The organism is Weizmannia sp. WK01 (genome assembly GCF_025905465.1).
In the GTDB taxonomy this organism is placed as follows: Bacteria; Bacillota; Bacilli; order Bacillales; family Bacillaceae_C; genus Weizmannia; species Weizmannia faecalis.
In genome coordinates, this window is the sequence record NZ_CP109616.1 from 3,625,407 (window position 1) to 3,640,794 (window position 15,388).

The 15,388-nt window shown below is 45.9% G+C and carries 11 protein-coding genes; 5 read left to right on the forward strand and 6 right to left on the reverse strand.

Annotation, left to right across the window (positions count from 1 at the left end; translation table 11 throughout):
* Positions 1–202 precede the first annotated feature (202 nt).
* From OF158_RS17200 to OF158_RS17215, 4 genes are all read left to right on the forward strand, one after another.
* Positions 203–1,402, forward strand: coding sequence for a saccharopine dehydrogenase family protein (locus OF158_RS17200; RefSeq protein ID WP_014096654.1), 1,200 nt, complete (start codon positions 203–205; stop codon positions 1,400–1,402).
* A complete protein-coding gene (gene nspC, locus OF158_RS17205) occupies positions 1,402–2,529 on the forward strand; it encodes a carboxynorspermidine decarboxylase (protein ID WP_014096653.1) in 1,128 nt (375 codons plus the stop codon). The genes OF158_RS17200 and nspC overlap by 1 nt, the downstream gene beginning before the upstream one ends.
* A 275-nt stretch (positions 2,530–2,804) precedes the next feature.
* Positions 2,805–3,881, forward strand: a complete 1,077-nt coding sequence (locus OF158_RS17210) for an N-acetyltransferase DgcN family protein (RefSeq protein WP_014096652.1) — start codon at positions 2,805–2,807, stop codon at positions 3,879–3,881.
* Positions 3,881–5,041, forward strand: coding sequence for an alanine/ornithine racemase family PLP-dependent enzyme (locus OF158_RS17215; protein ID WP_014096651.1), 1,161 nt, complete (start codon positions 3,881–3,883; stop codon positions 5,039–5,041). The genes OF158_RS17210 and OF158_RS17215 overlap by 1 nt, the downstream gene beginning before the upstream one ends.
* 34 nt (positions 5,042–5,075) lie before the next feature.
* On the opposite strand, the gene OF158_RS17220 is transcribed toward OF158_RS17215, so the two are convergent.
* From OF158_RS17220 to OF158_RS17235, 4 genes are read right to left on the reverse strand one after another with little or no spacing between them, the layout of a single operon-like run.
* On the reverse strand, positions 5,076–5,918 hold the full coding sequence (locus OF158_RS17220; protein ID WP_014096650.1) for a transporter substrate-binding domain-containing protein: 843 nt from the start codon (positions 5,916–5,918) through the stop codon (positions 5,076–5,078).
* A gap of 27 nt (positions 5,919–5,945) precedes the next feature.
* Positions 5,946–6,683: an amino acid ABC transporter ATP-binding protein gene (locus tag OF158_RS17225; protein ID WP_014096649.1), complete on the reverse strand. Its 738-nt coding sequence runs from the start codon at positions 6,681–6,683 to the stop codon at positions 5,946–5,948.
* Entirely contained in the window at positions 6,676–7,365 is a 690-nt protein-coding gene (locus tag OF158_RS17230; RefSeq protein ID WP_014096648.1) for an amino acid ABC transporter permease, read from the reverse strand. The genes OF158_RS17225 and OF158_RS17230 overlap by 8 nt, the downstream gene beginning before the upstream one ends.
* Positions 7,346–8,005, reverse strand: a complete 660-nt coding sequence (locus OF158_RS17235) for an amino acid ABC transporter permease (RefSeq protein ID WP_026683527.1) — start codon at positions 8,003–8,005, stop codon at positions 7,346–7,348. The genes OF158_RS17230 and OF158_RS17235 overlap by 20 nt, the downstream gene beginning before the upstream one ends.
* Before the next feature lie 410 nt (positions 8,006–8,415).
* On the opposite strand from OF158_RS17235, the gene OF158_RS17240 reads away from it, so the two are divergent.
* Entirely contained in the window at positions 8,416–9,639 is a 1,224-nt protein-coding gene (locus tag OF158_RS17240) for an IS110 family RNA-guided transposase (protein WP_013858393.1), read from the forward strand.
* A gap of 745 nt (positions 9,640–10,384) precedes the next feature.
* Here OF158_RS17240 and OF158_RS17245 read toward each other — a convergent pair.
* Positions 10,385–11,887 carry a malate:quinone oxidoreductase gene (locus OF158_RS17245; protein ID WP_035183112.1) on the reverse strand — a complete coding sequence of 501 codons (1,503 nt, stop codon included), beginning with the start codon at positions 11,885–11,887 and terminating at the stop codon, positions 10,385–10,387.
* Positions 11,888–12,132: 245 nt separating this feature from the next.
* Entirely contained in the window at positions 12,133–15,381 is a 3,249-nt protein-coding gene (locus OF158_RS17250; protein ID WP_035183110.1) for a type I restriction endonuclease subunit R, read from the reverse strand.
* Positions 15,382–15,388 lie beyond the last annotated feature (7 nt).

The following is a 15,388-nucleotide window of genomic DNA, read 5'->3' on the forward strand; positions in this document are numbered from 1 at the left end:
TTTGCTATATAGACTCTGATCCTATAGGAATATAAAGCTTTCTTCCATATTGTCCACGGACTTTTATGGCAGGCGTATATCCGTTTTTTTGCAGATATGCATGCTTTTTTAGGATGATGATTTCAAGCAAGTGTTGTGCGCACGTATGCGGATTGCACTTGCTTTTTATTATGCAAAAATTCTTTTTGAAGGAGACAGAAGAATGGGAAAAGCGTTGATTATCGGGGCCGGCGGCGTAGCATCGGTCGCTGCGCATAAATGTGTCCAAAACAGCGAAGTCTTTGAAGAAATCTGCATCGCAAGCCGTACGAAATCAAAATGCGATGCGTTAAAAGCAAAGCTTGACGGCGGCAAAACGAAAGTGACGACTGCACAGGTCGATGCCAATCATGTCGATGAACTGGTTGCTTTAATTGAAAAAGTGAAACCGGATGTCGTCATGAACCTGGCGCTGCCTTACCAGGATTTAACCATCATGGAAGCCTGCCTTCAAACAAAAACAAACTATCTCGACACCGCGAACTATGAGCCGAAAGACACGGCAAAATTTGAATACAAATGGCAATGGGCGTACCGCGAACGTTTTGAAGAAGCCGGCATTACCGCCCTTCTCGGCAGCGGCTTTGACCCGGGCGTAACAGGCGTATTTTCCGCTTATGCCCTGAAACACCATTTTGATGAAATCAATTATATTGATATTTTGGACTGCAATGCCGGCGACCATGGCTATCCGTTCGCAACAAACTTCAACCCGGAAATCAACATCCGTGAAGTTTCCGCCAATGGCAGCTACTGGGAAAACGGCAAATGGGTCGAAACAAAGCCGATGGAGATCAAACGCGTATATGATTTTCCTGAAATCGGCGAACGCGATATGTACTTATTGCACCATGAAGAGCTGGAGTCGCTTGCTGTAAACATCCCTGGCATTAAACGGATCCGTTTCTTCATGACGTTTGGCGAAAGTTACCTGACCCATTTGAAATGCCTGGAAAACGTCGGCATGACTTCGATTGAGCCGATTGAATTTGAAGGCAAGCAAATCGTGCCGCTGCAGTTTTTGAAAGCTGTGCTGCCGGACCCGGCTTCCCTCGGCCCGCGCACAAAAGGGAAAACGAATATCGGCTGCATTTTTCACGGCAAAAAAGACGGCAAGGACAAAACCTATTACCTTTACAATGTGTGCGATCATGAAGCCTGCTATAAAGAAGTCGGCTCGCAGGCGGTATCGTACACAACCGGCGTGCCGGCAATGATCGGCGCGATGATGCTGATCCAGGGTAAATGGGACAGAAAAGGCGTTTATAATGTGGAAGAATTTGATCCCGATCCGTTCATGGAAGCCCTGAACAAATGGGGCCTGCCGTGGAAAGAAAGCTTTAATCCGGAGCTTGTCGACTGATGAGATTTGAAGAACTGCCGACGCCTTGCTATGTGATTGATGAACAAAAGCTCGAAGACAATTTGAAAGTTTTAAACGGCGTGATGAAACGGACCGGATGTAAAATTGTTTTAGCGCAAAAAGCTTTTTCGATGTTTGCTTTGTACCCGCTCATCGGCAAATACTTGAGCGGGACAACAGCAAGCGGCTTGTATGAAGCACGCCTCGGGCATGAGGAAATGGGAAAAGAAAACCATATTTTTTCCGCCGCTTACCGTGAAGGTGAAATCGATGAGATCGTCTCGATTTGCGACCATATTATTTTTAATTCATTTTCACAGCTTGAGAAATTCAAAGGCCGTGTGCTTGCAGGCGGAAAAAAGGTGGGCCTGCGCATCAATCCGGAATGCTCGACACAGACCGGGCATGCGATTTATGACCCTTGTTCGCCAGGCTCGCGCTTCGGTGTGACGCAGGCACAGTTCCGCCCTGCGCTTCTGGACGGCGTCACCGGCCTCCATTTCCACACGCTCTGCCAGCAAAATGCGGACGATCTGGAGACAACGTTGGATGCCGTCGAAGAAAAGTTCGGGGAATGGCTGCCGCAAATGGAATGGATCAATTTCGGCGGCGGCCACCATATTACGAGGGAAGACTATGACATTCCGCTCCTCGAAAAATGCATCAAGCGGATGCAGGACAAATACGGTTTGGAAGTCTACCTTGAGCCGGGCGAAGCTGTTGCTTTAAATGCCGGCTATCTTGTCACAACAGTGCTTGACACGGTGAAAAACGGCATGGACATCGCGATCCTCGATACCTCCGCTTCGTGCCATATGCCGGATGTGCTGGAAATGCCGTACCGCCCGCCGCTCATCGGGGCTGGGGAGCCGGGCGAAAAACCGTATACGTACCGGCTTGGCGGCCAGACATGCCTCGCCGGCGATACGATCGGCGATTATTCCTTCGATAAGCCGCTTAAAGAAGGCGACCGCCTTGTATTTGACGATATGGCCATCTACACCATGGTGAAAAACACCACCTTTAATGGCATGCCGCTTCCGGCCATCGCGATCCAATACAAAAACGGCGATTGCACAATTGTCCGTGAGTTCGGTTATCACGACTTTAAAATGAGACTCGGGTGAATGCCGAATGCCCGCCGTTCCAAATGCAAGGGGCTTTTCCAAATGCCGGATTGGCAGCGGAATTGCCCCTTTTTTTGCTGTCCTGGTTGCATGCTTCCTGCTTCCCTTTTTACTCCGTCATTGTTATAATAATATTTGGAAGCTTCCAATAACCTCAGGTTTTCCGGCATGCCCATACGTAAACGCGGACAGCTAACTTCTTTAGTATTTTACTATTTGAAGCCATTAGGTGTTCTTTTTGTGTTGCCTGAATTTCAATAAATGGAGGGATGGCAATGAAAAAGCGGGCAATTGTATATTGCGAAAACCAATTTGGCACAACAGATGGCAAAACAGCAAACGGACTCATCCGTGAACCCGGGAATTACACCATTACGGCTGTCATTGACAGCAGCAAACACGGGCAGGATGCCGGCATGCTCCTCGACAACAAATGGAGCGGCATTCCGGTTTGCAAAGACCTGGAAGACGCACTCATCCACTCCGGCCCGAAAACGGATGACTTCATTTTCGGCATCGCGCCGGCGAACGCCTTTTTAAAACCGGAAGAAAGAAAAGTCATTCTGCAGGCAATGGAAGCCGGATTGAACATCATCAACCCGCTCCAGGAATTTTTAACAGAAGATGAAGAAATGGCGGCCCACGCACAGGCTTGCGGTGTCACGATCCGCGATATCCGCAAACCGCGGCCGAAAAAAGAATGGACTTTGTTTACCGGAGAAATTTTGAAAATGAACACCCCTGTCGTTGCCGTGCTCGGAACAGACGGGGCCTGCGGAAAACGGACAACTGCCAAATGCATTGAAGAGGCATTCATGGAAAAAGGCTACCGCCCGGCATTTATCGCAACCGGGCAGACAGGCTTGATCCAGGGCGCCAAGTACGGGTTTGCGATGGATGCTTTCCCACTCCAATATTTAATCGGTGAACTGGAGCGCGAAATTTTGCGGGCCAATAAAGAAGAACATCCGGATATGATCATCGTGGAAGGCCAGGGCGCGCTCAGCCATCCGGCATATGCAAGCTCAACCGGCATTTTAAAAGGGGCAAGGCCGCAAGCAGTCATTTTACAACACGCCCCGAAACGAAAATATTTATCCGATTTTCCATTTGCCGAAGTGCCGAAAGTGGAAGATGAAATCAGCCTGATTGAACATTTCGGAAAGACAAAAGTCATCGGCATTACGCTCAACCACGATGGGATGTCAGAGCGCGAACTGGAAGAAACCATCCGCCGCTATGAAGAAACTTACCATCTTCCGGTTACGGATGTGTTAAAAACCGGCACAGACAAAATTATAAACGCCTTGCTCGATTTCTTCCCTTCCCTGAAAAAGGCAGTGGTTTCCTGATGGCCGTTCTTCCACGGGTGGAAATCAATCTGGAGAAGATCCGGCACAATGCCAAAACGTTAAAACAATTATTTGGGAGGAAAGGAATCAGCATTACAGGCGTTGTGAAAGGCGTTACAGCCGATTTAAACATTGCCGGCGCCCTGGTGGAGGCAGGCATCACAAGCCTCGCAGACTCGAAGATTGCAAATATCGAAAAAATGAGAAAAGCGGGGATCAAAGCAGATTTGATTTTGCTTCGTTCCCCCGGGATCAGCGAAGTAGAAAAAACGGTCCGGTATGCGGATATCAGCATGAACACGGAGCTGGATACGATCCGTGCATTATCCGCTGAAGCGGTGCGGCAACAGAAAACCCATAAAATCATCCTGATGGTGGAAATGGGAGATTTGAGGGAAGGCATATTATTAAAAGATGCCCCTGCGATGATCAGAGAAATATTCACCTGCCCCGGGATTGAACTGGCCGGAATCGGGACGAACTTTGCCTGCTTTGGAGGCGTGCTCCCGACCGAACAGAAGATGCAGACGTTTTCCCGGTTTGTCCAAGCTATGCAGGAGCTGTTTTCCCTCAAACTTCCTTATGTTTCCGGCGGCAACTCCGCCAATTACAACTGGGCCGTGAAAACAAAAGATGCCGAGGCCGTAAACAATGTACGGCTCGGCGAGTCCATTTTGCTGGGCCGCGAAACATCAGGCGGGCATATCATTCCGTCATTATATCAGGATGCCTTTTGCTTTGTTGCCGAAGTCATCGAATCAAAAATCAAACCTTCCGTGCCATATGGGACAATTGGCAAAAATGCATTTGGGGAACAAGTCACCTTTATCGACAGGGGCAACAGACGGCGGACCATTATCAGTGCGGGCCGGCATGATGTGCTTGTTTCAGGCCTTACCCCTGTCCGGCCGTTCCATATCATTGGCTCAAGCAGCGACCATATCATTTTGGATACAAAGGATGCGGTTCTCGTGCCGGGCGATGAAGTAAGGTTTTATATGAACTACGGCGCGATGCTGAGAGCCATGACGTCCCCGTATGTTTATAAAACGTATGTCCATGGCGCGGCCACAACCGAGCCTTACAAACAACAGTTTCTGCTTTCGCGCGGAACAAGGCAAAACCGTCCCCCAGAAACCGAAAAAAACCCTGCAAATTAAAGAAAGACAGGCTGCGAGCACAGCCTGCCTTTTTTTACTTCGTTATAATAATATCTTCCGCGCGGATATCACTGCCAAAGTATGGCGCCAGATTGTTGTTGTAATCATTTTTGAAAAAGCCATTGTTGTTTAACTTCGTAATTTCTTTGTTCATCCAATTAAGGAGCGATTTGTTGCCTTTTTTCACAGCAGGGGCAATATATTGGTTCGGCCCGAGCGTTTTAATGCCGACCGTATAATCCGGATGGTTTTTCACCCAAGCATACAGATAGGAATTGTCGTCCGCCAGTGCAACGGCCCGCCCGTTTTTAAGCGCATTGAACTGTTCTGTTTTGGAATCGTACTTTTGCAATTTCACATCTTTTTGCTTGCTTGTAAAATAGTTTTCCGCAGTAGTGCCCTTGTTGACGATCAAAGACTTGCCCTTTAATTGGCTGACATTTGTGATCGGGTTTTTCTTCGGTGAAACGACACCGATGGAAACTTTCATGTATGGCTTGGCAAAATCAACAACTTGCTTCCGTTCCGGTGTGATTGTGAAATTTGCCAGAACAAGATCCACTTTATTCGATTTCAATGCATCCACACGGCTGTTGGCGTTCACTTGCACGAATTTCACTTTTACCCCAAGATCTTTGGCAACCTGTTTGGCGAGCGCAACATCATATCCTTGCCGTCCCCCGTTTTTATCGACCCATCCGTACGGCGGAAGATCTCCAAATACGGCAATTTTGATCGTGCCGTTTTTCTTAATTGCTGAAACACTGGACGGATTGCTGCTTGAAGAATTGCCGGAACTTTTGCCGCAGCCTGCAAGCGCCAGCGACAAAATCAATAAAAGTGCTGAAACCAAACCAAACAAACGATGCTTTTTCATAGTCTAACCCTCCAAAATATTTTTCTTTTAAAAATCCATGCTTTCCAAAAAGCTTTTCGCCCGCTCTGTCTGCGGTTTAGTGAAAAATTGGCGCCCCGGGGTTTCTTCGAGAATCTTCCCGTCTTCCAAAAACAAGATTTTATCCCCGATTTGCCGGGCAAAATTCATTTCATGCGTGACGACAATCATTGTCATCTTTTCTCTTGCCAACCGCAGGATGATCTCGAGCACGCCGCGCACCATTTCCGGGTCAAGCGAGGCGGTCACTTCATCAAACAGCATCAGCTTCGGGTTCAGCTCAAGCGCGCGGACAATCGCCACCCGCTGTTTCTGCCCGCCGGAAAGCTGGCGCGGGTAGGCATTGGCATACTGCTCCATGCCGACTTCCTTTAACAGGCTCATGGCCTGGCGCGCTGCTTCGTCTCTTTTCCGTTTCTGGACTTTCACTGCACCGAGCAGGATGTTCTCCAACACCGTCATATTCGGAAATAAATCATAGCTCTGGAAAACCATTCCGATCTGCTGCCTGAGCCTGCGCCAGTTTTTCGGCGACGGCCGTACGGTTTCCCCATTAAACATAATGGTGCCACCCTGGAAGGCTTCGAGACCGTTTAAGCAGCGGATCAATGTACTTTTTCCCGATCCGGACGGCCCGAGGAGAACAACGACACTGCCTTCCTCCACTTCGAAAGAGATATCCTCCAGCACCCGTTTTTCGCCGTACGACTTTTTTAAATGTTCGACTTTCAGTAAAGGTTCAGCCATTAGCCCCTGCCTTGCCCCTCCTTTCTAATCGCCTTGCCAGCCGGGAAAGCGGATAGCATAAAATGAAATACAGGATAAAGATAAAACCGTATACCCAAAACGCGCCGTCCTGATAACGGTGGCTGTTCGCTTCGATAATTTGCTGGCCGACATTGATGACATCCACGACGCTGATCAATAGCAAAAGGGAAGTCGTCTTAATTATTCTGGTCATCAGGTTAATGGTCGCCGGAATCATTAAGTGGACCGATTGCGGCACAAGCACGTACCGGTAAAGCTGGACCGTGCTTAAACCGATCGCTTTTCCAGATTCCACCTGATGCATCGGAACAGAAATCAGCGCGCCACGGACGATATCGCTCATTTCGGCAGCCATCCACAGGCTGAAAACAATGGTCCCGACCGTATCCGCCTTATAGTTGATGTTAAAGCTTTGCGGCAGAATATAGTAAAACAAAAATAACAGGACAATCGTCGGCACAATGCGAAAGAACTCCAGATACAGCCTAAGCAAAAGGCGGAGCAACGGATTGTGCAATGTCCTTAAAACCCCCAGCACGATGCCGAGGATACCGCCGAAAAAGATGGACAGAAAAGCAATTTTTGCCGATACATATAATCCGCCCAATAAACGTAAAAAATTGGCTCCTTCAAAAAAGATACTAATTCCCGAATGTCCCATAACGCACCTTCTTCTCCAGCCATGTCAGCAAGATGGACAATGGAATTAAAATGATGGCATAAGCCACAACGAGCATAAACAGATACTCATTCGTGTTGTAATACATCCCGATCAAGTCAAGTGCCGTGTTGGTTAGTTCCGGAATCGCCAGCACGGTAAAGATGGATGTTTCCTTGATTAAAAAAATAACATTTGCGGCGAATGCCGGGACACTGAGCATCAATCCCTGCGGAAAGATGACGTAGCGTGCCAGCTGGAACCGGCTCAGACCGATCGCAAGCCCGGACTCAATCTGCGTTTTGGAAACGCCCGCAAGCCCTCCGGAAAACCCTTCTGCCATATAACTGCCGCCAAGAAAAATAATCCCGATAATCCCGCAAACCTCGGCAGAAAATTTGATCCCGACTTGCGGAAGCCCGTAAAAAAGGAAAAATAACTGGATCAATAAAGGCGTATTGCGGGACAGTTCCACATAAGCCGTTACAAGTTTCCGTAAAACCGGCACCTTAAAATACTGGATAAAACTGCATATCAAGCCAAGAACACCTGCCCCGATAATGCCGAAAAAGGAAAGCCGCAAAGTGAGCCAGAATCCTTTTTCAAACATGGGCAGGCTGTTTTGCACAACGGTCCAGTCCATCTCACCCCTCCTCGTATAATAAGTTTAAATCCAAAGTGGATGTCAATTTCCAGTTCATTCTGCTGCTCATTGACAAGTGAATATAAGATTTTGTATTCCGGGCTCGCCCGGAATACAAGTTCGGACTTGGACGCTTCGCGATGTTCCCGGATAATGGTCTTAGGATCGTTTGGGTCAATGCTTCCCCTCCTTGTAGCCTGACTACTCGAAAAGTCTGCATCCCCAGGTTCTTGCTTGAACGTCTAACCCGTAGGCCGTTCCTCCGGATCTCCGTGCTGGAAATGAGCAGTTCCAGGCAGCCCACGGCCCGGATGAGTTCTCATACGCGAGGCTGACAGATCGGCAAGCCATCTGGGGATATCCCGAAGCGTCCGATTCCATCGATCCCAATACAGAGAGGAGGAAATCATATGCCCTTATTTGTCGGTATTGACGTGAGCTCCAAAAACCTCGATGCCTGCCTGATGGATGGAATGGGGGAAACGTTGGCCACCCAAACGGTGACAAACAATCTTCCCGGTGCCTCTGAGTTAAGAGACGCCATCCTCCAACATGCGGAGGCGGATGACACCATCCAGATCGCCATGGAGGCCACATCTGTGTATAGTTGGCACCCGGCAATGTTTTTCCATGAAGATCCCGAGCTGAAACAGCGTCGTACAAAGGTGTTTACCCTGAATCCGAAGCTGGTGAGAAATTTCAAAAAGGCTTATGCCGAGATGGACAAGACCGATCCCAAAGATGCCTGGGTAATTGCGGACCGCTTGCGTTTCGGGAGATTGCCGAAATCCGTGATTCAGTCAGAACAATACCTTGCCCTTCAACGGTTAACACGGATGCGCTATCACCTGATTCAAAGTTTAACCCGGGAACAACAGGTATTTTTGAATCATCTGTTTTTCAAATTCAGTGCCTTTAACCTTGAAGTGGATACACCGGTCTTCGGCCATGCCATAACGGAATTTTTGCTTGAGGCCTATAGCCTCGATGAAATTGCCCAAATGCCTCTAGAGGACTTAGCGATGTATCTCCAGACCAAAGGCCATGGCCGCTTTAGCGATCCCGAGGATTTGGCCGCATCCATCCAAAAAGCTGCCCGGTCCTCTTACCGGCTTTCTAAATGTGTGGAGGATTCGATTGACTTGGTCCTGGGCAGTTCTATTGAGATCATCCGGCATCTTAAACGCCAAATCAAGGATTTGGATAAGGCGATTGCCCGCGTTCTTGATGGAATCCCGAATACCCTCCAGACCATTCCGGGAATAGGCCCGGTGAGCTGTGCTGGGATTCTCGCTGAAATCGGCGACATTGAGCGCTTTGACGACCAAGCCGCGATCGCAAAATTTGCTGGATTGTTCTGGCCCCGCCACCAATCGGGTGATTTTGAGGCTGATGACAAAATGCTTGCGCGTACAGGCAATCGTTATCTCCGGTATTACCTGGTTGAGGCTGCCAATCTGGTCCGGCGACACGAACCTGAGTACCGCGCCTTTTACCAAAAGAAATATCGTGAGGTGCATAAGCACTCACACAAACGCGCCCTCGTCTTAACGGCAAGAAAACTGGTGCGCCTGATCGATGCGCTGCTCCGCAACGATCAAATTTATGCGCCGAAAAAGAAGGTGACGCGATGAGGTAACCAGGTAACCATCATCGATAGCCTGAACTTGAAAACTTCCAGATTATTCCAATTATCTGGAGGCTTAGTTCAGTATTGCCATTTTTACGACATAGAGCCAACAAAATTTCCAATTCACTTGTTTTTAACCCTTGACATCACACCGTAGGACTTTTTTGAAAAATTCTCTTCAATCCAGGCGGGCTTGCACCAGCCGCCCGATATGTATACGTTGCTGTCCCGATTCAGGACCCAGTGCATTTCAAAGGCCGGACGACAAAAAGCCGTTTCCTAAGAAAACGACTGCCCTTTTTCAGGTATTGCTGCGGTTTTCTTATCTTGATAGACGATCATGAACTGTAGCTATATAAAATGAACTTAAGTTTTTCGCGGCAAAATCCATGACGATCAGAATAGACATGGCATGAAAAAGGAATAGAGTTCAACTTATATATTAGGATGCCGGTTTCCAAAGAGAGCCCTTCTGCCGCCCGGGATAAGAAATATTCAGCATTTTAGCAACATCTTTATTTTACTGAACGCCGGGGCAAAAATCAATATATTCCTATCGACTTGATAGGGTTTTCTTTGGATGGCACCCAAAAAAGAAAACAGCATGCCGAAATTGTCCCTTCGCTTGCACCTGTGCTGTTTTCCGGCTGCCTGCAACAGGAGTGCTGATTGAGCCTGCGTTACAGCCAAAAAAAAGGCCTTCAATCCGCTTTAGGATCAAAGACCTTTCATTTTAGCGCTCAAGCGTGTTACCGGTAGGCCGGTTCTTTTTCCGTCAGGCCGAGCGTCTCTGCCGTTTCAGCGTGAATTTGATGCAGCAGTTCCGGATTTTCCGCGAGCCGCACGCCATAAGATGGGATCATTTCTTTTATTTTTGGTGCCCATGCATTTTTCCGGTCCGGGAAGCATTTTTCAATGACTTCGAGCATAACATGGACAGCAGTAGAAGCACCTGGCGAAGCGCCGAGCAATGCTGCGACTGAACCGTCAGCAGCCGTTACCACCTCCGTGCCGAACTGAAGCGTGCCTTTTCCGCCTGCTTCCGTATCTTTAATCACTTGGACCCGCTGCCCGGCTACGACAACATCCCAGTCTTCCAATCTCGCATCCGGAATGAATTCCTGCAGCGTCTCCAGCCGTTTTTCGTCTGACAAGAGAAGCTGCCCGATCAAGTATTTCACAAGCGGCACATTTTTTGCTCCGGACGCAAGCATGGTCACGACATTATTTGGCTTCACAGAACCAATCAGGTCTAAATTTGACCCTGTTTTTAAAAACTTCGGCGAGAAGCCGGCAAACGGGCCGAACAGCAAACATTTTTTATGGTCAATATATCTTGTGTCCAAATGCGGCACAGACATCGGCGGCGCACCGACTTTCGCTTTCCCGTACACTTTTGCATGGTGGCGGTTGATGACTTCAGGATTGTTGCACACCATAAATAACCCGCTTACCGGAAACCCTCCAATATGTTTGGACTCCGGAATACCGGTTTTTTGAAGCAACGGCAGGCTTCCACCACCGGCCCCGATAAAAATGAATTTCGCCGTATGGTATTCGATTCTGTTGTGCTCAATATCATGCACTTTCACTTCCCAGTTTCCTTCCGGGGTGCGTTGAATATCTTGAACAGCATGCTTGTAGTTTATTTCGACATCTTGGCGTTCCAAATGGTCAAACAGTATGCGGGTCAAGGCGCCGAAGTTCACGTCCGTCCCTGCATCGCTTTTCGTTGCTGCAATCGGTTCGTTAGACGTCCGGCCTTCCATCACAAGCGGAATCCATTCCTTTAATTGTTCAGGGTCGTCGGAAAACGTCATTCCTTCAAAAAGCGGATGGGCTGACAGCGCTTTAAATCGTTTTTTAAGAAAAGCAACGTTCGCCTCCCCTTCTACGAGGCTCATATGTGGGATCGGCCGGATAAAGTCCTGTGGATTGTGGATCAGCCCCTTGCTAACCAGGTAGGACCAGAACTGCCTTGAAAGCTGGAATTGTTCATTTACATTTACAGCTTTTGTAATGTCTATTGAGCCGTCCGGTTTTTCAGGCGTATAATTCAGCTCACATAATGCCGAATGCCCGGTCCCCGCATTGTTCCATTCATTTGAACTTTCTTCCCCCGGTTTTGCCAGCTTCTCGTATACGGTGATTTCCCAATCCGGGGCTAGTTCTTTCAACATGGTGCCCAGCGTTGCACTCATAATGCCGGCACCGATTAAGATGACGTCTGTTTTTCCCTGTTTGATGCTCATGATTACCTTCTCCTTATCCCTGTATTTATTCCTATTATTCCGGAAACAATGCCTCTTTTACAGAATGAGGAAGTCCCCGGGAAAACGCTTTACAAGTCTTAATATCATAATATCATATTTTATGATAATTCTTTAGAATAATGATACACAATTTGACAATGTAAATTTCAGGAAATCCTTTTATCTGCTGAATGATTCATCCTTCACTCCTATAATTTTTCTAGAAATGACTGACACTGATGCACTTAAACTTCATATTCACTTTTAGACTCCGCAGCCTGCAGCGTATTCCAATCTCTTACTTCAGTATGCTCCGCCATTAACTCTGCTTGACGCATAACTGTGTCTAAAGCTTTTTTCGCTTGTTCTGGAGGGTAATCGTACTTCTTCAATAGTCGCTTAATAATTCTCCTCATTCCAGCACGGGCGCTTTTTCGGACATGCCAGTCAATGGTCATGTTCCGTCTTATTGCTTGCGTTAGTTCATTGGCGATTTTGCGTAAGACTTCATCTTCCATTAATTCTTTGACTATAGATTCCGATGTTAATGCATCGTAAAAGGCGATTTCATCTTCATTTAATCCTAGATCTTTTTCTTCTTCTCGTTCTTTTTTCATGTCCTTCGCCATTTGTATTAATTCTTCCATGACTTCGGCATTCGTAATGAACTGGTTTTTATATTTGTTTAGCGATTGTTTTAGTTTTTCCGAGTATTTTTGGGATTTGACAAGGTTGCGTCTTTCCATTGTTTTGATGTTGCCTTCAAGTAATTTTTTTAGCATTTCAACCGCTAAATTTTTATATTCATATGAACGTACTTCTTCGAGAAATTCTTCTGACAATATGGAAACATCCGGATGTTTTAATCCCATCACTTCAAAGACATCCACTACTTCTTCTGAAATAATGGACCGTTCGAGTAATTGGTTAACGCGTGCCTCGATTTCTTTTTTCGTCTTTCGCTTCGGTTGTTTTTCTTGAAGTTTATTAAGGCTAGCCTTTACCGCTTTAAAATAACTAACTTCAAGGGCTGCTGCTTTTCCTTCATCTGTCGCTGCACAAAGTGAATGCGCCTTTGCTAGCTCAGTTGCAGTCTTTTTGAATTCTTTTTGTTCTTTTTCACTCTTTCCAAAAATGACATTCATTCCGCCGGTGATTGCACGAATACGACCCGCTTGGGATGAACCCATATAAGCTGAGTAATCAAACCCATGCATCATGTCTTGTAAAATTTCAAGTTTCTCTTTCATCACAGCGACAGCGGCCGAAGTATCAATACCCGTTGTCTTCTTATCACTTTCGGTATACTGATTTAGAGCTTTCTTTAAGCTTTCTAATATTCCAATATAATCGACAACTACTCCACCTGATTTATCCTTAAACACGCGGTTCACCCGTGCGATTGCCTGCATAAGGTTATGGCCCTTCATCGGTTTATCAATGTACATCGTATGCATCGAAGGTACGTCAAATCCGGTCAGCCACATATCACGTACAATCACGATTTTTAGTTCATCATTATTATCTTTCATTCTTTTTGCTAATAAATCCCGCCGTTTTTTTCCACCAATATGTGGCTGTAAGAAATCATCATCCCCAGCACTCCCTGTCATGACGACTTTAATTTTACCTTTATCGTCATCATCGGAATGCCAATCTGGACGTAATTTGACAATTTCGTTATAAAGTGCGACACAAATACGACGGCTCATGCAAACAATCATTGCTTTACCATCAATGGTTTTTGCTTTTTCTTCATAGTGACTGACGATATCATTTGCTAATTGTTTAATACGGTTAGGTGAACCAACGATCGCTTCGAGCCTTGACCATTTTGACTTGTATTTTTCACGTACTGATTCTTCCTGATCTTCAGTAATCTCTTCAAATTCCTCATCGATCTTCACTAATTCTTCTTCATTAGCTTCCAAGCGGATAATACGGTTTTCATAATAAATTTTAACCGTTGCTTTGTCTTCAACTGCTCTTGTCATATCATAAATATCAATATAATTACCAAAAACGGCAGGCGTTGACTTATCTTCCAGCTCAATCGGTGTTCCTGTAAAACCGATAAAGGAAGCATTCGGAAGTGCATCGCGAAGATATTTTGCATATCCATATTTCACTTTGCCTGTTTTCGTATCTGTCTTTGCAGAAAAACCATATTGACTGCGATGAGCTTCATCCGCAATAACAATCACATTTTTACGATCGGTTAAAACCGGCATTTCGCCATCTTCCGGTTTAAACTTTTGAATCGTTGTAAAAATAATACCGCCTGATTCCCGGTCATTTAGAAGATCATATAATCCGTTTATCTCTTTGGATTTTTCGTTGGCTTGTTGTTTTTTCTGTTCCTCACTCAATTTGCGGACATCTGCTTGTTTCGGTGTTTGTCTTAAAATATCCTTTGATTTAGAAAATGTCGAAAATAACTGGTCATCTAGATCGTTGCGGTCAGTAATTACTACAATAGTTGGATTATTTAGCTGCTTGACAAGCTGTGCTGTATAAAAAACCATCGAAAAACTTTTACCCGAACCTTGTGTATGCCATATAACACCGATTTTACGGTCTCCATTCTCACTGGTCGCTATTTTTGTCTTTTCCACCGCTTTTTTTACCGCAAAATATTGGTGATAGGCAGCGAGAATTTTGGCAATCGTTTTTCTTTCACCGATTTTCTTCCCATTTTCATCTCGTTCTTCTTCTTTGGATTCCTGAAAGAGAATAAAGTTTTCAATAATATCAATAAGCCGGTCTTTTGCCAGCATCCCTCTTAACAACACTTCATATTGCGGCACTTCAAGTGGCTCAATGTTTTCTCCATCCACCGTCCGCCAATTCATAAAACGTTCTTGACTTGCGGTAATCGTTCCCGCTTTCGCATTAATTCCATCGGATAAAATACAAAACGCATTATAATAAAATAAAGATGGAATATCACGTTTATACGTTTGAATTTGTGCATAGGCATTATCGATACTCACATTTTCATCAGATGCTGATTTTAATTCGATAACGACGAATGGGATGCCATTTATAAAAATAACTAAATCCGGGCGGCGTTCTTCTTTTTCAACGACCGTAAACTGATTCACTACCAAAAAATCATTATTAGCCGGTTCTTCAAAATCAATTAAGAATGCCTTCATCGAACGGCTATGACCATCTTGATGAAACGACACATCAATGCCTTCAGTGATTAATTTGTGAAAATGACGGTTGTTTTCTTCTAAGCTTGGACTATTAAAAGCTATAATTTGCCGAAACGCTTCTTCTATTGCTTCCTGTGGCAAATGGCGATTATGTTTAAACAAAGCATCTTTTACACGGTCTTCTAAAATTACGGTACGATAATCTTTGCGTTCCGGTCTTTCTCCGTCACAACTAATGTCCGGACCAAAGACATAGTCATAGCCAAGTTCCTGAAGAATCTCTATAGCTGCTTCTTCCAGTTTATCTTCTGTAAAATTTTCTAAAAAACTCATTCTCCTC